Annotated in this window: 14 protein-coding genes; 8 read left to right on the forward strand and 6 right to left on the reverse strand. The window is 36.5% G+C overall.

Features of this window, described 5'->3' with window-relative positions; all coding sequences use genetic code 11:
* Nucleotides 1-12 precede the first annotated feature (12 nt).
* The 6 genes from BXY75_RS07775 to BXY75_RS07800 all read right to left on the reverse strand — a co-directional run bounded on the left by BXY75_RS07775 (nucleotide 13) and on the right by BXY75_RS07800 (nucleotide 5,475).
* Nucleotides 13-351 carry a 2TM domain-containing protein gene (locus BXY75_RS07775; RefSeq protein ID WP_121907145.1) on the reverse strand — a complete coding sequence of 113 codons (339 nt, stop codon included), beginning with the start codon at nucleotides 349-351 and terminating at the stop codon, nucleotides 13-15.
* A gap of 14 nt (nucleotides 352-365) precedes the next feature.
* Nucleotides 366-674: a 2TM domain-containing protein gene (locus BXY75_RS07780; protein WP_121907146.1), complete on the reverse strand. Its 309-nt coding sequence runs from the start codon at nucleotides 672-674 to the stop codon at nucleotides 366-368.
* 102 nt (nucleotides 675-776) lie between these two features.
* The gene (locus BXY75_RS07785; RefSeq protein WP_121907147.1) at nucleotides 777-2,108 is read right to left on the reverse strand and encodes a 2TM domain-containing protein; all 1,332 of its coding nucleotides are present in this window, start codon (nucleotides 2,106-2,108) and stop codon (nucleotides 777-779) included.
* Nucleotides 2,109-2,110: 2 nt separating this feature from the next.
* On the reverse strand, nucleotides 2,111-2,749 hold the full coding sequence (locus BXY75_RS07790) for a tetratricopeptide repeat protein (protein ID WP_121907148.1): 639 nt from the start codon (nucleotides 2,747-2,749) through the stop codon (nucleotides 2,111-2,113).
* A gap of 39 nt (nucleotides 2,750-2,788) precedes the next feature.
* The gene (locus BXY75_RS07795) at nucleotides 2,789-3,205 is read right to left on the reverse strand and encodes a DUF2141 domain-containing protein (RefSeq protein WP_121907149.1); all 417 of its coding nucleotides are present in this window, start codon (nucleotides 3,203-3,205) and stop codon (nucleotides 2,789-2,791) included.
* Between the two features lie 101 nt (nucleotides 3,206-3,306).
* On the reverse strand, nucleotides 3,307-5,475 hold the full coding sequence (locus tag BXY75_RS07800; RefSeq protein WP_121907150.1) for a TonB-dependent receptor: 2,169 nt from the start codon (nucleotides 5,473-5,475) through the stop codon (nucleotides 3,307-3,309).
* A 173-nt stretch (nucleotides 5,476-5,648) separates the two neighbouring features.
* On the opposite strand from BXY75_RS07800, the gene BXY75_RS07805 reads away from it, so the two are divergent.
* The 8 genes from BXY75_RS07805 (at nucleotide 5,649) to BXY75_RS07840 (ending at nucleotide 17,384) form a co-directional block, all read left to right on the forward strand.
* The gene (locus tag BXY75_RS07805; RefSeq protein WP_121907151.1) at nucleotides 5,649-6,245 is read left to right on the forward strand and encodes a YdeI/OmpD-associated family protein; all 597 of its coding nucleotides are present in this window, start codon (nucleotides 5,649-5,651) and stop codon (nucleotides 6,243-6,245) included.
* Between the two features lie 105 nt (nucleotides 6,246-6,350).
* Nucleotides 6,351-7,367, forward strand: a complete 1,017-nt coding sequence (locus BXY75_RS07810) for an adenylate/guanylate cyclase domain-containing protein (protein ID WP_170152865.1) — start codon at nucleotides 6,351-6,353, stop codon at nucleotides 7,365-7,367.
* A 56-nt stretch (nucleotides 7,368-7,423) separates the two neighbouring features.
* The gene (locus tag BXY75_RS07815) at nucleotides 7,424-8,416 is read left to right on the forward strand and encodes a glycosyltransferase family 2 protein (RefSeq protein WP_121907153.1); all 993 of its coding nucleotides are present in this window, start codon (nucleotides 7,424-7,426) and stop codon (nucleotides 8,414-8,416) included.
* An 88-nt stretch (nucleotides 8,417-8,504) separates the two neighbouring features.
* The gene (locus tag BXY75_RS07820) at nucleotides 8,505-9,365 is read left to right on the forward strand and encodes an OmpA/MotB family protein (RefSeq protein ID WP_121907154.1); all 861 of its coding nucleotides are present in this window, start codon (nucleotides 8,505-8,507) and stop codon (nucleotides 9,363-9,365) included.
* 237 nt (nucleotides 9,366-9,602) lie between these two features.
* Nucleotides 9,603-12,512: a gliding motility-associated C-terminal domain-containing protein gene (locus BXY75_RS07825; protein ID WP_121907155.1), complete on the forward strand. Its 2,910-nt coding sequence runs from the start codon at nucleotides 9,603-9,605 to the stop codon at nucleotides 12,510-12,512.
* Nucleotides 12,513-12,531: 19 nt separating this feature from the next.
* Nucleotides 12,532-13,494 carry a PorP/SprF family type IX secretion system membrane protein gene (locus BXY75_RS07830; RefSeq protein ID WP_121907156.1) on the forward strand — a complete coding sequence of 321 codons (963 nt, stop codon included), beginning with the start codon at nucleotides 12,532-12,534 and terminating at the stop codon, nucleotides 13,492-13,494.
* An 11-nt stretch (nucleotides 13,495-13,505) separates the two neighbouring features.
* Nucleotides 13,506-15,545: an OmpA family protein gene (locus BXY75_RS07835; protein WP_170152866.1), complete on the forward strand. Its 2,040-nt coding sequence runs from the start codon at nucleotides 13,506-13,508 to the stop codon at nucleotides 15,543-15,545.
* A gap of 162 nt (nucleotides 15,546-15,707) precedes the next feature.
* On the forward strand, nucleotides 15,708-17,384 hold the full coding sequence (locus BXY75_RS07840; protein ID WP_121907158.1) for a phytoene desaturase family protein: 1,677 nt from the start codon (nucleotides 15,708-15,710) through the stop codon (nucleotides 17,382-17,384).
* The last annotated feature ends 6 nt before the right edge of the window (nucleotides 17,385-17,390 follow it).

Consider the following 17,390-nt stretch of genomic DNA (forward strand, 5'->3'; position numbering starts at 1 on the left):
TTTTATTTAAAATTAGTTAAATTTTGAAAATTGACGGTTTTCATCTTCTTCCTGCTCTTTCAATATCTTTTCTATTTTCTTATCCTCCCAATTCTTTAGGAAATCGGTGTTAAAATTAAAGAAGACCAACACATAAAGAATATGAAAGAAAAGTCCGATTCCCCACATAATAGTGGTAAAATAAACTCCCAAATATGAAAAATCTACGGGGCTCTCACTAAATACTTTTGCATTTATTAGAATCACAATTGTATTTAATATTACAAACACAATTATATGTCCATATAAGCCTTTGAGGGCTTCTACTTTTTTCTTTGCTTTTAAATAAGCCAAACTCTTTTTAGTTTCCATGATTCAAAAAATTTTTAAAATCGTAATGTATCGTCTTCGTTATTGTCCTTATTCATAAACTCTTTGATCTTACGGTCTTCCCAATCTTTTCCGTAGAAAGGATTCCAGCGAAAGGCTTTGACACCTTGAAAAAATAATCCTATTCCCCATCCAAAGGCAGCCCATAAAAACCAAGGGTAGCGTAGTTCGTTGGTGTAGTAATTAATCCCGGCGAGAAAGGCGATAAAAATGACGTACATCATAAGCCCTGTATAGAATTTTTTAATCTCCCCTACTCGCTTTTTAGCTTTGTAATATTTGTTCCCTTTATTTGAAGTTTCCATGATTGTTATTCTTTTAAATTATAGAATAAAAGTAATATGAAGCTAGCCTTTTTTAAAATGAATGCTACTCAATTGTAGGAAAAGTGCGCTGAACTGTCATACTTAATTATCATTATCCATAAAGTCACGGATCTTGCGCTCTTCCCAATCCTTTCCGAAGAATGGATTATAATTAAAAGTCTCTGAAGCATGTCCCAATATACCAAACCCCCATCCACCTATTGGGAAGATTGCCCATGGAAATCCTGCCTGTGAAATATAATTTAGATATAAAAATACCGGGATAAAAGCCAGGTAAATTGTGAAGTGAATATAAAATCCTTTTAATTTATCCACCTGCTCCTTTGCAAGTGCATACTTCTTTTCTGATATAAATGTATCCTGTGTTTGCATAGTCATTGTATCTTTTGTGAGCATTGGTATAGCAATGCTAAATTTTGTTGTTGTTTCATCAATTAAAACCGGACGATCGGTTAACAGCATATAGCGCTGCTGAATGTTTCGTAATCCCACTCCTGTGCTTTCCTTTACCACCTGCTTTGGCTGTAGGTTATTAGTTATCACCAAATTTCCGTCCTTTTCTTCTATTGTTATATGAAGCTTCCTTTTGGGAGTAACCATATTGTGTTTTACTGCATTCTCCAATAATAACTGAAGTGCCAAAGGAACCACCTTTGCCTCCGGATTAGAAATTGTTTCCGGGACTGTAAAGACAATACTATCCTCAAATCGCATCTTGATAAGAGACATATACAGGTTTGCGAATTTTAATTCATCTTCAACGGTTACCAGTTCTTTATTCTTCTGTTCTAAAACGTAGCGATACACTTTCGACAGAGCCGTTGTAAATCGGGTTGCTGCTTCCGGATTCTCTTCAATTAAACTAGTAAGAACATTTAAGCTATTAAACAAGAAATGTGGGTCCAACTGATTCTTTAGTGCGTCAAATTTAGCCGATGCTGTGCCCGCAATAATCTTTTGTTCCTTTACCTTAGATTCTTGCTTATATCGATAATAATAAAAACCATAAAGAATAAAGGTTACTACTAAAGCAATTACAAAGGATATGTAATAATATGCGGCTTTTTCATTGGCTAAAAATGAGGTAAAATTGCTTCCTTTTAAAATTACTTCGGAAAAAATTCGAAGTAAAAAAATACTGAAAATTGAAATCAAAACTGCACCAATCACTCCTTGGCTAAGCCCTTTTGAATTATAAATATTCTTGTCGTATTTTTTCTGAAGGTAAACGAAATAGAGCATATTTCCGCCATAGAGAACTACAGAGTACAACTGGTTCATCCAAAAGCGTTCCCAGAAATTGTCCCCTCTAAATACATCATAGCCATTAGCGTATTCGATCAATCCAACTATGATAAAGATCAATACGCCAATAAAAAATGCTTTCCCTATTTCTTTAACCAGTACGATCATTATTATTTACATGTTTTTGCTAATACGCTTTCTGCGTAATCTTTTCCACCGCGCGGGTAAAATTCGCCTTCAGGTTCAAAGGTGTCGAAAAGTGCTATGGCTCGTTCTATTTCCGGGCAATATTTATCAACAGGCTGTCCAAAAAACTGCGCTGATCCCATTTGCCATTCTGTGTTTCCCAGGACTACCCGTGGGTTTTCTGGTGCCAACTGCATAGCTTTTTGGTAAAGTTCGGCAATTTTAGGCGAATACTTCATCCCGTATTGCATTCCATCAAAAACAACCCAAGCCGTATACCATTGCGCTTCAAGTACCATAATTTCCGGATTGTCTTTTGAAAGTGCCATGGCATCGTTTAAAAAGTCTCTCGCTTTGCCTAACTGAGCAGTAACCGTAGTTTTGTCCTTTTCAGAAAAACTGTTAAAAACATTTATCTGTGCGATGTAAAACGGAGGTAACCAATTGTCGGGTTCGGCTATTGCTATGCGCTCAAACATATTAGCCGCTTCCAGAGATTGATTATTTTGCCAAAGATCAAAGGCCTTTAGCATACCTTGTTGGTATTTAGTTTTGGTTTCTGAGCTTTGTGAAATCCCCTGGAATGAAATGATTGCTATTAAGATAATTACTATTTTTTTCATGGTTAAATATTTTGTTTGTTGTTTTTTATATCTTCTGAATTAATTCATTTTGATTTGCATCTTTACTACTTCACCATTTCGAAGCTCGAACTTCGCATCCTCCCATGTTGGCGGTCCAAAGTTAGCAGGCGCATCATTTGAAGATCCCGTTTCTTCAGAAGGAATAAATCCCATAATCATATTGAGCTTACCATTTTTATCTTCGTCGTGAACAATAGAAACGGCATATATACCATCTGGTAAATCTGAAAAAGACGTAGAAACTTCCTTGTTTTTAATTTCAAGTAAGGAACCTTTATATCGAGTCGCAAGAAAACTGTCTTCCGAATTATACAAAGCGATCATTGCCTGACCATCGTTGTTTTCAAATCCGGTAATTTTCAAATCTACTGTATTCTGCGCTTGAAGAATTAAGCCGGTACATAATAGCGTTAAGTAAGTGAGTATTGTTTGCATGGTTTCTATATTTTTATTGTTATACCAAAGGTCGGGTAGTTGGTAATGATTTTTAAAAGTGAATGACCGAATTGTAATTTTTAAATGATGAACTGTAATTCTTATAATTTATCCAACTGATTATCGGTTCCATCATCACTAATTGACCAGAAAAAGCCTACAAAGAAGAACTGGTCTGCTGCCGGCAGTAAAGCCCGTCTATTATACACTCCATTCGTATTTGGTGCATCTGCATATTGATAGCCGTTTACATTTGTAAAGCCCAGTGCATTGTTAATCGAGAAATACAAAATCTGCTGCTGTGATAATAAATATGCCCAATTCAGACTTAAGCTGTTATAATCCTTTGTTTTATCCTGAAGAAATCCGGGTCGGTTCAAATCTGTGTATGTACGACTGCTTCCGTAGTTATAACTAAACCCAATCTGACTTTTCCAATCTTCAATCCAGTATTTAGCGACTACAGATAGATTGTGTGTATTAGCAAACGAAGGTGTCGCTTCAATAGGGAAATTCTGATATTTCCGTTTAGTGTCCAGGAACGAATAGCTCACCCAATAGTCAATATTTTTTATGCTTTCATCGTCCCGAAAGAACAGATCTATTCCCTGCGCATAGCCATCGCCATTATTTGTGTAGTTTGAACTGAACTCGGGAGTTGGCGTGTTGTACGTAATAAGACCGTTGTATTGTTTTCTGTAAGCTTCGGCTCTAAATATCCTATTATTCGCCGAATATTGATAGTTTAGGATATAATGTTGCGTTTTTCTTGCTTTCAAATCAGTTTCAAATTTTAAAATCTCACTTCCCGGTTGTTGGTAGAAATCGCCATAAGCCAAAGACAACTGACTGCTTTTACCTGTTTTATACGCAATAGAGACTCTTGGTGAAACAGTGTACTCATCGAATAATCCACTATACTCACCTCTGGCTCCAACTTTCATTGCGAACTTTCTTGAGAAAATAATATCGCCTTCGGCAAAAATTCCACTAATGTTATTGTTAAAACCGTAGCTTTCACTAAAGGTCTCTGATACGTATTCTTCTTCAAAATCAGTGATAAGCTGATCCACTCCAATGTTTAACTTATATCGGTTACTAAATCTTTTTTTAAGCTTAAGTTTAAGATGCGCCGAATTCTCGGTGTCTATAATATTATCGTTTCCAATCCCTATTTTATCCTTGGCAGTTGTAAAGCTTCCCCCGGTTTGGATTTTCCAACTCGAACTGAGATCTCCACTATAGCTGGCATTGGAATAGAAGTTGTTATTCTTCAGACTAAAATTAACTCCTTCTGGGTCGTTGATATCTTCATAATCTAATTGAAAATTAGAAGTATCGAAAGCACTGTATATTTTTAAAATACCTTTTTCAAAATGCTGACGAAAAACAGCCTCCCCCGAAATAGTTTCATAAGGTTTTTGCCAATTATTACGGTCTGGTAACAAAGCTATATAAGGTGCAAGATTAATATAAGATGCGTTCACACTTAAAGAACTCTTTTCCCACTTTTGTGTATTCCCCAGACCACCACCTACAGTCATTAATGATATTTCTGTCTTTTCCTGATCCGGTTCATCAACGGTACTCAAAAGTAAAACCGATGATAATGCCTGCCCGTATTCGGCCGAATAACCACCAGTTGAAAAGGTAATCCCGTCAAAAAGAAACGGACTATAACGTCCTCTCGTAGGCGTGTTGTTTGTAGTAGGACTATAAGGAGTAAATACACGAATTCCGTCAATATAGATTTGAGTCTCGCCTGCATCACCACCTCTCACGAACAAACGACCATCCTCGGCAACCGTGGTGGTGCCTGGTAGTGTTTGAATAGCACCTACAAAATCGCCCAACGCACTTGCTGTTGTTACGACATCTAATGGTTTTAACACTGAAACTTTGCTGTTATCACTCGCTTCGAAGGTTCCAGCCGTAATAACAACTGTATCCAATGAGTTTACATCTTCCTTTAGTTGAATTGAAAGATCGTTCATATCATTTACTGATGCCGCCATCATGAAGGTCTCGTAAGAAACGAATGAAATACTAAGTGTCTGTACACCAGTTTCTGTGGTTTCGAACGAAAAGCTTCCTAATTCGTTTGTAGAATCCCCATCGTAGGTTCCATCAAGGTAAACATTTGCGCCACTGATAGGTAAGCCGTTTACCTGAGTCACAGTACCCGAAATTGTCTGTTGTGAAAATGCTTCGGAAGTAATTGCAATAGACAAGAACATGAAAATAAAGAAATGATGCTTAAACTGGTTCATTGTTTGGTTGATTAGAATTATACTTCAAAATTCAACATTAGTACAAAGCTTTCAGAAAAAAACAAACCGAATTGTAAGTTTTGCCTACCGAACTGTAAGTTGAATTATTACTTTTGTATAAATGAATAAAATTTGAAAAATAGTATCTTCGGAAGAAATTTAAATGGTTAGTCATGTCTGACAAAAAGAAAATAGACTCTTATATTAAAAAGCATTCACTTTGGACTGAAGAATTGATGCTTTTAAGAACTCTTTTCAATGCTTCAGAACTAATTGAAGAAGTTAAATGGGGCGCTCCTGCATATACGTTAAACGGAAAAAACGTTGCTGGTTTAGCGGCATTTAAAAACTATATGGGAATTTGGTTTCATCAGGGTGTATTCCTAAAAGATAAAACGAACAAATTAGTCAATGCACAGGAAGGAATTACTAAGGCGATGCGACAGTGGCGTTTCGGCAAGGGCGATGCAATAGATGCCCAACTTGTGACTGCCTATATTAATGAAGCTATTGAAAATTCGCGTGCAGGGAAAGAAGTAAAAGTAGAGCGTAAAACTGGCGTAGTGCTTTCAACGGAGCTAAAAAATGCCCTTAAAGAAGACGTAAGTTTTAATGAGGCTTTTAAAAAACTTACTCCTGGTAAACAGCGTGAATATGCACAACATATAGATGAAGCCAAGCGCGAGGCTACTAAACTATCTAGGCTTGAAAAAATAATTCCCATGATACTTGAAGGACAAGGATTACACGATCGCTATAAAAACTGCTAATAATTGAAGCCACCTAGATTTAAACAATATTCGTATCAAAAATTGATGTTTTATGTAAGAAGGGCCCTGTGGATTTTAATCGCATGGGTCTTAATCTCGAACGTCATGTTCTTTTACGAAATGATCACTCTATCCACTAATGGAGTTTTGAGTTCTGCTTACGATTTTCAATCTGCTTTTATAGCTAATTTAATAGTGTCTGTTTCTGCAGGACTTGTTGGTGGTATTTATACGGTGAATTTAATGGAGAAATGGATTAGAAATTTCGCATTTTGGAAAGCGCTCGTTTTTATAATAGTTACTTATACCGCCGCGGCTTTGATCATTAGCTTTTTAGGAGCACTCTATATAAGTTCTGAGAATTTAAATATGTCATTTTTGCATACTGAAGTTTTAGAAGAAACACTCTTCTTTTTTGGTACGTGGATGTTTCTTAAAAATTATATCATCTGGTTGGTCATAGTGCTGCTTACTTTAATTGTTCTAATGGTCAACGATAAATATGGGCCCGGTGTCTTTCCTGATTATTTAATGGGACGATATTTTAGTCCGAAAAAAGAGCGACGTATTTTTATGTTTGCCGATTTAAAAAATGCAACAGGAATTGCGGAAGAACTGGGAGAAGAGAAATACTTTAATTTTCTAAAGGATTTTTTTAAGGACATCGCTCCGGCAATTGTGCAAACCCGTGGAGAAGTGTATCAGTACGTTGGTGATGAAATTGTGGTTACCTGGAAAATGAAATGGGGAATAAAAGATGCAAATGCCCTCAGATGTTTTTATAGTATGAAAAAAATCCTGCGATTTAAAGCTAAAAGATATATGACTAAATATAATGTAGTCCCCGATTTTAGAACTGGATATCATTTTGGCTCGGTCATGGTTGGAGAAATTGGTCAAATTAAAAGAGACATAGCATTTTCCGGAGATGTATTGAACACTACATCGCGAATTCAAGGCTTATGCAGTGATTTGGATGTAGATATTTTGGCTTCCAAGGATTTTGGAGACGTTTGTTATAAACTTCCAAAGAATGTTATGAAACAGGCCGTTGGCAAGGAAAAACTTAGAGGCAAAGCGGATGAAATGGAGTTGGTTACCTATGTTTGGAATAAAGATTGATTTAAATTTTCTTTTAAATTAAACACGGTTGAAGTAAAAAACTAACTTTGCGTTCAATGAATATAGCTGTAGTTATTTTAAATTGGAACGGTCGGGCATTGTTGGAGAAGTTTTTACCTTCAGTTGTAAAGTTCTCTTCGGAAGCGACCATTTATGTAGCCGATAATGCTTCAACAGATACATCAGTTTCATTTATTTCTGAAAACTTTCCGACGATAAAGATCATACAGAATACATCAAATGGAGGGTATGCAAAAGGATACAATGATGCCTTAGCGAATCTTTCCGAAGCACTCCTTGTACTTTTAAATAGTGATGTAGAAGTCACCGAAAATTGGTTAACACCAATGATAAGGGCTTTTAACAATGACAATAGTCTCGTCGCAGCTCAACCAAAAATACTAGATTACAATCACAAAGATACCTTTGAATATGCCGGAGCGGCTGGTGGTTTTATAGACGCTTTTGCATACCCATATTGTCGAGGTCGTATTTTTAATGCTATTGAAAAAGATTCTGGTCAATATAATGATGAAGCCGTTATTTTTTGGGCAAGTGGAGCGTGTCTTTTTGTAAGGAATGAGGCATTCAAGGCGATAAATGGATTTGATGAAGATTTTTTTGCGCATCAGGAGGAGATCGATTTATGTTGGCGACTTCAGGCAAAAGGTGGTGTAATTAAATATATTGGCAGTTCGTCGATTTATCATGTTGGAGGTGCAACACTGTCTTCAGCGAATCCACAAAAGACCTTCTATAATTTTAGAAATACCCTTTTAGCATTAGTAAAAAATGTAAAAGGATCTGGCGTTTGGGGGATAATTCTAATTCGTCTCATTTTAGATGCCGTAGCCGCATTTCAATTTGCATTTCAAGGCAAATTTAGGCACAGCTTCGCGGTTCTTAGAGCTCATCTCAGCTTTTACGGATATTTACCTAAATTTTTGATAAAACGTGCTAATACTTCATCGAAACTAAAATATTACGACGTAAAATCTATTGTATTTAAGCACTTTATAAATAAAATATATAATTTTAAGGAACTGTGATAAATAATTACTTAAAGTATTGTTAATCGTAGGCCTAAGTGTCCCCTTTTTAATAATTTTGGGAAACATTTAAAAACATGTACTCATTATGAAAAAACTATTGATTTTAGCCATTTCTTCAAGTTTACTGCTGACGTCTTGTGTTTCTAAAAAGAAATACACAGATTTGGAAAGTCAGTACAAGAACACTAAAGATTTGTTGAATACTGCTACTGTGAAATTAAACAGTTGTTTAACAGACAGAGCGACTGCAGAAGCGCGAGCAAAAGAACTTGCTGAGCGATTGGCAGATATGAAGAAAACAAACTCGGATTTGATCCAGAGTTCCAAAGATTTAACTATGTTAACATCTAAAGGAGCTACAAACCTTGAAAAATCGTTAGAAAGTTTAAAAGAAAAAGATCTAAAAATATCACGCTTACAAGACGCTTTAACCAAAAAGGACAGTGTTACTTTAGCATTAGTAACCAGTCTTAAGAGAGAAGTTGGTATGAATGATCCGGATATTGAGATTAACGTAGAAAAAGGTGTTGTATTTATCTCTATCGCAGATAAATTATTATTCAAGAGTGGTAGTTACCAAATTACAGGTAGAGCAGATGAAATTCTTGGAAAAGTTGCTAAAGTAGTGAATGGAAAACCAGATTTCGAATGTATGGTTGAGGGACATACCGATAATGTGCCTTATCAGAATGGTGTGTTGATAGACAACTGGGATTTAAGTGTGAAAAGAGCAACGGCTATTGTTCGTGCTTTAGAAGGACTTGGAGTTGGACCACAACGTTTAATCGCCGCAGGACGTAGTCACTATGTGCCTTTAGTACCTAATGATTCTGCAGAGAATAAAGCTACTAACAGACGTACAAGAATTGTGGTACTACCTAAGATTGATCAATTCTATGATATGATCGAGAAAGAAATGAAATCACTTTCTGCTACAGGAAACTAAGTAGATTTAAATAAAAATTTAAAAGCCGAACTTTAAATAGTTCGGCTTTTTTTATGTCAAAAAATGAAACCTATACTTTGTATGATTCTTTCAAAAAATAAACCTACAAAGGGTAGGTGTATTTACCAAAACATAGATAAAATGTAAATTTTCTTCGTTAAAGTGTAATTTATTGAAAAATAAAATTACATTTGTAGTCCAAGTCTTAAAGAAAACTTAACTAACCCCCGATCATTTATGTTAAATTTCTACAATAAGAAGGTCTGTTCGTTTTATGTTGTACTAGTATGTTTTATTTTATCTACTAGTCAATCGTATGCACAATGTGCCGGTACCTCGAATACTGTTAGTGTTTGTGAAAAGGAACAGGACCCTACTAATCAAGCGTATGATTTATTTTTGCAATTAAATGGAAACCCTGTACCTGGAGGAATCTGGCAAAGTGATGATCCATTTAACAATGACGCTTTGAATGAAACAACGGGTATCCTCAATCTATGGGGTATCAATATCTCGGGAGAACATTCATTTACTTACTCATTTCCATCATGTGATACAAGTACTGCTGCTGTAACAATACAACTGGGAGGTTATTCTGGAGAAAACAATGTGGATGGTGGCGCCAATGCTTGTCAAGGGGATATCGTCAACCTCTTTTCATTTCTTGATAGTGTCTCACCCGAATTGGACAGTGATATTAATGGAGATTGGGAAGAAGTACCTGCCGGAGCAACTGGTGGATTAAGCCAAGAATTTTTTGATACAAATGGATTGACTCCTGGAAATTATACATTCGATTACACCGTACCAGCAATAGGTAGCTGTCCAGCAAGAACATCAAGAGTCATAGTGGAAATCCATAGATTACCTGTTTCCGGAACCCCCATACCTATTGGATTATGTGAAACTGAAGATTTAAGTATTTACACAAATGTCGACTTATTCGACCATCTTGTTAATGAAGATGCAAATGGACAATGGTTTGATGATGTAGACTCCGGCCAAATTACATTTGCAACAGATCATCATATAAATCTTCAGGAATTATATGACACTAACGGTCCGGGAGTGTATAGTTACACCTATCGTGTAGTCTCTCAACAAGGAGTTTGTCCGGATCAACAAACATCTGTTGAAGTAGTGATAGAAGAAAAGTTTATTTTAAATGGTTCGATTTCTGTCGATGATTTCTGTGTTGATGAAGGTCCGGCAGTAGTGTTAATCAATTATGATGATTCATTATTAAACGAAGGATTCTATCTCATTGAAGGTACCCTAACAGGCGGTGTAAACACAACTTTTTCTGAATATGCTACGCTTACCAACGGTGTAGGTAACTTTGAACTCCAAGAGCCATTTCCTACCAATGTTGATATTATTGTTACTATTACAGATATAGGGCCACATATCTTTTGTACCAGCGATGTAGGTATGATTGAAGATTCATTTAAGGTTATCGATATTGTTATGCCATTAATTCAGGTTAACAATATATGTTTCAACGACGACCCAATAGTAGTTTTAAGTAATGTTGTTAACGCTTCTGTTTCAGATCCATCAAACGAATCTTATAGTATAAACTATACTCTTACAAGTCCTTCAGGCTCAATTCAAAATCTAACATCTCCGGAAATAAATTTCAACAATGGAACGGGAAACTTTGCTATCGATTCAGTTCTCATTTTAGAAACAGGCTTATATACGGTTAATATTGAAGATCCTTTTAACTTTACAGTACCCTGCGCGATAAATGCAATAAGTGACACATTTACGGTCAATTCTAGACCTGATAGTATCGTTTTGGACCTAATAATTGATAATCCATGTGTGGCGACAACACTCCAGGTAATCATTAATGCACCATATTTGACTTCTGGGCAATATACAGTTACATACACTGTAACCGAATTAAACCAATCAATTGAGTTAATCACAAATACTATAGTATTCTCGGGAGGGACTGCTAACTACGACGTTAGCATATCAAATCTTCCTCAAGGCAATTATGTAGTAAGAATACATAGTATTCAAACCGATTCAACACCTTGTCGGGAAATATTCGAATTCGAAGTTATTGAAAATTTCTCAATACAAGGAATTCCGGATGCACCCATACTTGATGCCCAACAAAGTTTTTGTCTAGAATCATACTTACCGGATGTGCCAACAATTAACGATATTGTTATAATTTCAGGAAATGGCCTTGTTTGGCATGAAACAGCGACGTCCACTACCCCACTTGATGTTAACACGCCACTTATTAATGGTGAAGAATATTTTGTTTCTGGTACCGATCCGATTAACAACTGTTATAGTTCAGACAGAAGCAGTGTACAAGTAACACTTTCAGAAACCAGCATTGTTATTGTTGATTCTGAAACACCTATTTTTTGTGTTGAAACAGCACCTACTCTTAACGATTTAAACGTACAAACACAGAATGGTGGCGGCGTGATATGGTATGATGCTCCTAATGGCGGAAATATGATCGATCCAACTAGCATGATTGTAAATGGTATGACTTATTATGCTGGCGAACAAATAAATGCTTGCGTAAGCAATACATTAATTAGCATCACTCCTCAAATTATTACCATTCCTAATCCTGAAGTTGATGATTTTGCAGGGAATCTATGTATCATAGATGCCCCAACAATAGCCGATATAGAAAAGAATGTTTTTATTTCAGGCCCTTATAATCTAAATTGGTTCGCCAACCTTACTTCAGATGTAATACTTGAGCGATCACAGATGGCAGAGCCCGGAACTTATTATGTCTGCGGTTTTGATCCCATAAATGGTTGTGAAAGTGATAGAGTTCCAGTAAGCGTGACATTAGATAACTGTAGCCCGGAAACATTCGAATCGTTTATCCCGGATGGATTTTCCCCAAACAACGACGGCGTAAACGACGTATACAATCTTGTGAATTTCAATATCATTTTTCCAGATTATTCCATTTCAATTTACAATCGCTACGGAAAAATTCTTTTTGAAGGAAATACCAGCACTGGTCCATGGGATGGTGTAAGTAGTAAAGGCTCCCTCGGAAAAGGTATTATGCCAACAGGTGTCTATTTTTATGTGATAGAATTCAATAAACTCGACCTGCCCCCAAAGCAAGGAAGATTATATCTAAGCCGTTAACCCCCCCAGACGAGACCAGATGAAAAATAACCTACTTAAAATAAAATACCTCTGTATCATTGGCCTTATTGCATTTTCGCAATTATGCCATGCACAGCAGGATCCACAATACACACAGTATATGTACAATATGAGTGTGGTGAATCCAGCCTATGCCACAGATGATTTAGGAATTGTAAACTTCGGACTTTTACATCGCACGCAATGGGTGGGTGCTGTTGGAGGTCCCAAATCCTATTCCTTTTTCGGTCACTTACCTGTAAATGATAAGATAGAAATGGGCCTCTCATTTATTTCAGATAATATAGGGGAAGGTGTACTTAACGAACATAATATTTACGGTGATTTTGCTTATAAATTACAATTGGATGATAAAGGAAAACATCTGTCTCTTGGTTTAAAAGCAGGTGTAACACTGTTTAAAACAGACTTTAACGGCTTCAATTTGGAGTCTGGAACAGCCGACACCGATATCGCTTTTGGTCCGGGTCAAAGCAGAACATTTCCAAATTTGGGAATAGGTGCATATTTCTTTTCTCACAATTATTATATCGGACTTTCGGCACCAAATCTTTTAAATTCCAAACATTTAGAGGAACAGGATGGCCTAGCTCGACTAGGATCTGAGGAAATACACAGTTTCCTTACAGCCGGTTATGTGCTAGCAATAAATGAAAATTATTTGCTTAAACCATCTACGATGATTAGAGCGGTTTCCAATTCCCCATTTATGATCGATGTATCCTTGAATATGCTATGTTATCAAAGAGTGGAAGGTGGAGTTTCTTACAGATTTGATGATTCGGTGAGTGGTATGTTAAATTTCAAAGTTACGCCAGACCTGAAAATAGGATACGCCTACGATCATACTTTGACGAATTTCGGCAATTACAATTCGGGTTCTCATGAAATTTTTGTGCTGTTCGATCTCGATCTTATGAGTCTTACTTCAGGATTCGATAAATCACCTAGATTCTTTTAAAACGTATGATCATGAAATACTTTTCAATTCTTATATTATTTATCGGATTTACAGTTGTTTCTCATGCACAAGCCGATTTGAAACGAGCCAACAAATACTTCGAAAATGCTTATTATTTCGAAGCGATTCCTCTTTATGAAAGCATCGTAAAGAAGAATAATGCTTCCGAAGTTGTTCAAAAACTAGCCGATAGTTATTACAATACAGGAAATTTCAAAGCCGCTTCAAGATGGTATCGCTATTTGTCTAATAAATTCGGGAACGATCTGGAGGAAACTGCTTTATTCAAATATGTTCAGACATTAAAAGCGATCGAAAGTTACGAGGATGCTTATACTGTACAACGCAATGTTTTTAAAGTAAACAATGATTCCGAAGGACTGAAAAAACTGGATGACGAAATAAAATACCTTGAGAATGTAAAAGGGATGGGAGATCGATTTTCAATGGAAAATCTAAAAATTAATACCGAGCAGTCAGAATTTGGAATGATCGAATTTGGTGATCAGGTAATTTTTGCAGCACCTTCTAAAGAAAAAGGATTACTGGATTTTAAATACCACTGGAATGGAGAAGGTTATTTGGACCTTTACACCGCGTCTAAGGACAGTTTAAAGTTCGGGAATAGCGTTGCTGTTGGTTTTTCTGAAAAGATCAATACCAAGCTTCATGAGGCAAATGCAATTTTCACTAAAGACGGAAACACCATTTACTTCACAAGAAATTACTATATCAACGGAAAAAAGAGCAAAGATGAGAACGATGTATTACACGTCGAATTATTCAAGGCTCAATTGATAGATGGCAAATGGAGCAATATTGAAGTGTTGCCATTTAATGGAAACAATTTTTCAATTGAACATCCGGCGCTAAGTACTGATGAAAAAACATTGTACTTTGCTTCAGACATGCCAGGAACCATTGGTTCTTTCGATATTTTCAAAGTAGATGTTCATGAAAACGGCACCTATGGAGCTCCCGTGAACCTTGGAAATACAATTAATACAAAGCATAGAGAACAGTTTCCTTATATAAGTGAAAAAGGCAAACTCTATTATTCTTCAGACGGATTACCGGGTTTTGGTGCCTTGGATGTATTTGTTTCCGAAGAAAAAAATGGTAGCTTTTCTAAACCCGACAACGTAGGATTCCCTATAAACAGTGGTTTTGACGATTTTTCGTTTAATATAAATGAAAGGACTAAAGAGGGATATTTTGCCTCTAATCGACCGGGAGGAAAAGGAAAGGATGATATCTATAAAATTAAAGAAACAAAGGATTTAAAAATTGAAGATTGCGGTCAGTTTATCGCTGGTATAATTAGCGATGCAGTGACTAAAGAACCACTTGCGAACGTGGCTCTTAATGTATTGGACAATGATAACAATGCCACGATAATTGCCACTTTCACTTCAGATGAGAATGGTGCTTTTAAACTCCCGGCAAATTGTGAACTTACCATTGAAGTCAATGCTTCAAAAGTTGGTTATCAGGATAAAAGTCGTACGATTTTCCTCGGAAAACAACGCGGAATGGTCAACGACGCATCTATGGAATTAATTTCTTTGGAAAGTATACGCAAAAAAGAAGATGCCGAACGTCTTGCGGAAGAAAAACTGAAACTGGAAAATGAAAAGGATAGAGTTAAAAATATCATTAATTCAGAAAGAGAAATCGTTAAAAGAGATGATAAATTGTTAATCAAGGTTGAAGATATGCGATTCGATTACAACCTTTGGTATATGCGGAAGGATTCAAAAAAGATTAGTAACAAAGTGATCGCTATCATGAAAAAATATCCTAGCATGATCGTCGAAATAGGAACGCATACAGACATTCGTGGTTCGGCCAGTTACAACGCAAATCTTTCACAGAAGCGAGCAAATTCGGTACTTGATTACTTTTTAGAACAAGGTGTTGAAAGTAGTCGCATATCAGCTAAAGGCTACGGCGAAAGTGACCCAATAGTGAGTTGCGCCACTGAAGAAGCTTGCGACGAAGAACAGCACGAAGTAAACAGACGATGTGAATTTGTGATAAAACGAATGTAATTCCGACTACGGATTACAGCCGTTTATTATATAAAACTAACTCCCCAGTTACCCGGCCTATGGCCGGTTTTTTTTGTCTATGATTTATTATTTAGTTTTAAAAGGTTACTTTTAAACAAACAAAAATCGTTCTTAAATAATTCGATTTATCATGAGGCATTAATGAGCATAGAAAAATTTGACACTATAATAATTGGATCGGGCGCCGGCGGACTTAGTGCCGCGATCTGTCTTTCACAACACGGACAAAAAGTACTAGTTTTAGAACAACATGATGTTCCCGGAGGATGGTGTCATAGTTTTTATCTCAATGGTCATCGGTTCACGCCCGGAGTGCATTATATTGGACTCTTAGACAAAGGACAATCTACCAGTCTACTTTATGAAGGTTTAGGCATTGCAAACGATCTTGTTTTTTTTAGAATGAACCCCGAAGCCTATGAGCATTGTATCATTGGCGAAGACCAATTTGATTTTCCAAGCAATTTTGACGACTTAGTTGAAAAACTTTCAGAAAAATTTCCGGAAGAACGTAAGAATATTTACAACTACCTATCTAAAGTACGCAGGGTGAGTCGGCAATTACAACTCATTCCGAAGATAAAAAACTTATGGGAACAGATTACGATACCCTTTCGCACCAAGGATATGGGGAAATACGGACTTTTCAGTTTAAAAAGAGTTATTAACTGGCATATAAAAGACCCACTACTAAAAAAGATACTCAATATACAATTTGGGGATCATGGCCTCCCTCCTGCCCGAGCTAGTTTTCCGTTGCATTGTGCTGTAATGGATCATTATTTTAACGGCGGATTTTACCCTATGGGTGGTGGAGCTGCTATAATCAAGGCGATGACGAATTCACTGAAAAAGCAAGGAAACTCAGTGCGCACAAGTAGTGGTGTGAAAAAAATCCTTCTGGAAGGTACTAAGAAAAAACGCGCAATAGGTGTTGAACTCGACAATGGCGAGAAAATTTATGCAAATACAATTATTTCGAATGCCGATCCCGGAATTACCTATATGGATCTAATTGGTCGTGAAAATATTAGTAAAAAACTAACCAAGAAACTTGAAAAGACTAAATATTCCTGCACTTCGTTAATGCTTTTTCTAACTGTGGATATGGATCTAAGAAAAGAAGGTATTGATTCTGGGAATGTTTGGCTGTTTGACGATGAATGTTTGGATACTATATTCGAAAAAATGGAAAGTGAAGATTTAAGAATTGGAGATACCTTTCCGGGAATGTTTATAAGTTGTACTACTCTGAAAGACCCCGCTAGTTTCGACGGAAAGCATCACACAATTGAAGCTATTACTTACATAAATTATGAGGCTTTTAAAGAATTTGAAAATGAACAAAGTGAGCGATCGCAAGCATATTTGGACTTTAAAGAGACTTTAACGAATAAAATGATCAATACGGTTGAAAAGAGAATCCCAAACATCAGGGCGCATATTGTAGGCTTGGAACTAGGCACGCCGATTACCAATGAGTACTACGTAAACTCAACAGATGGTAGTGTGTATGGCACCGAAAAAAGTTTAAAACATATTGGTCCCTTCTCGTTCAAAGCAAAAAGTGAAATAGAAAACTTATATTTATGTGGCGCCAGCATAGCAGCACATGGAATCGCCGGTGCAAGCTATTCAGGAGTACAAACGGCTGGTGAGATTCTGGGTAAACGTCAGGACGAATTAATACAAGCCGACGAAACGCAAGATGTTCGTATTTATGAAGCCGAAGATGACACGCTATATCCCGATTGGATGAAGAAAAAAATCACCTTGAGAAATGAACGCAGGGAGCAAAAGTTCAATAATGTTGTATAAAATAAC

It is taken from the genome of Ulvibacter antarcticus (assembly GCF_003688405.1).
Lineage (GTDB): Bacteria > Bacteroidota > Bacteroidia > Flavobacteriales > Flavobacteriaceae > Ulvibacter > Ulvibacter antarcticus.

Coding starts and splice junctions, on each gene's coding strand:
- BXY75_RS07775 (WP_121907145.1), bottom strand. CDS start 351: ATGGAAACTAAAAAGAGTTTGGCTTATTTAAAAGCAAAGAAAAAAGTA.
- BXY75_RS07840 (WP_121907158.1), top strand. CDS start 15,708: ATGAGCATAGAAAAATTTGACACTATAATAATTGGATCGGGCGCCGGC.
- BXY75_RS07805 (WP_121907151.1), top strand. CDS start 5,649: ATGTCTGACAAAAAGAAAATAGACTCTTATATTAAAAAGCATTCACTT.
- BXY75_RS07810 (WP_170152865.1), top strand. CDS start 6,351: ATGTTCTTTTACGAAATGATCACTCTATCCACTAATGGAGTTTTGAGT.
- BXY75_RS07800 (WP_121907150.1), bottom strand. CDS start 5,475: ATGAACCAGTTTAAGCATCATTTCTTTATTTTCATGTTCTTGTCTATT.
- BXY75_RS07835 (WP_170152866.1), top strand. CDS start 13,506: ATGAAATACTTTTCAATTCTTATATTATTTATCGGATTTACAGTTGTT.
- BXY75_RS07820 (WP_121907154.1), top strand. CDS start 8,505: ATGAAAAAACTATTGATTTTAGCCATTTCTTCAAGTTTACTGCTGACG.
- BXY75_RS07795 (WP_121907149.1), bottom strand. CDS start 3,205: ATGCAAACAATACTCACTTACTTAACGCTATTATGTACCGGCTTAATT.
- BXY75_RS07790 (WP_121907148.1), bottom strand. CDS start 2,749: ATGAAAAAAATAGTAATTATCTTAATAGCAATCATTTCATTCCAGGGG.
- BXY75_RS07785 (WP_121907147.1), bottom strand. CDS start 2,108: ATGATCGTACTGGTTAAAGAAATAGGGAAAGCATTTTTTATTGGCGTA.
- BXY75_RS07825 (WP_121907155.1), top strand. CDS start 9,603: ATGTTAAATTTCTACAATAAGAAGGTCTGTTCGTTTTATGTTGTACTA.
- BXY75_RS07815 (WP_121907153.1), top strand. CDS start 7,424: ATGAATATAGCTGTAGTTATTTTAAATTGGAACGGTCGGGCATTGTTG.
- BXY75_RS07780 (WP_121907146.1), bottom strand. CDS start 674: ATGGAAACTTCAAATAAAGGGAACAAATATTACAAAGCTAAAAAGCGA.
- BXY75_RS07830 (WP_121907156.1), top strand. CDS start 12,532: ATGAAAAATAACCTACTTAAAATAAAATACCTCTGTATCATTGGCCTT.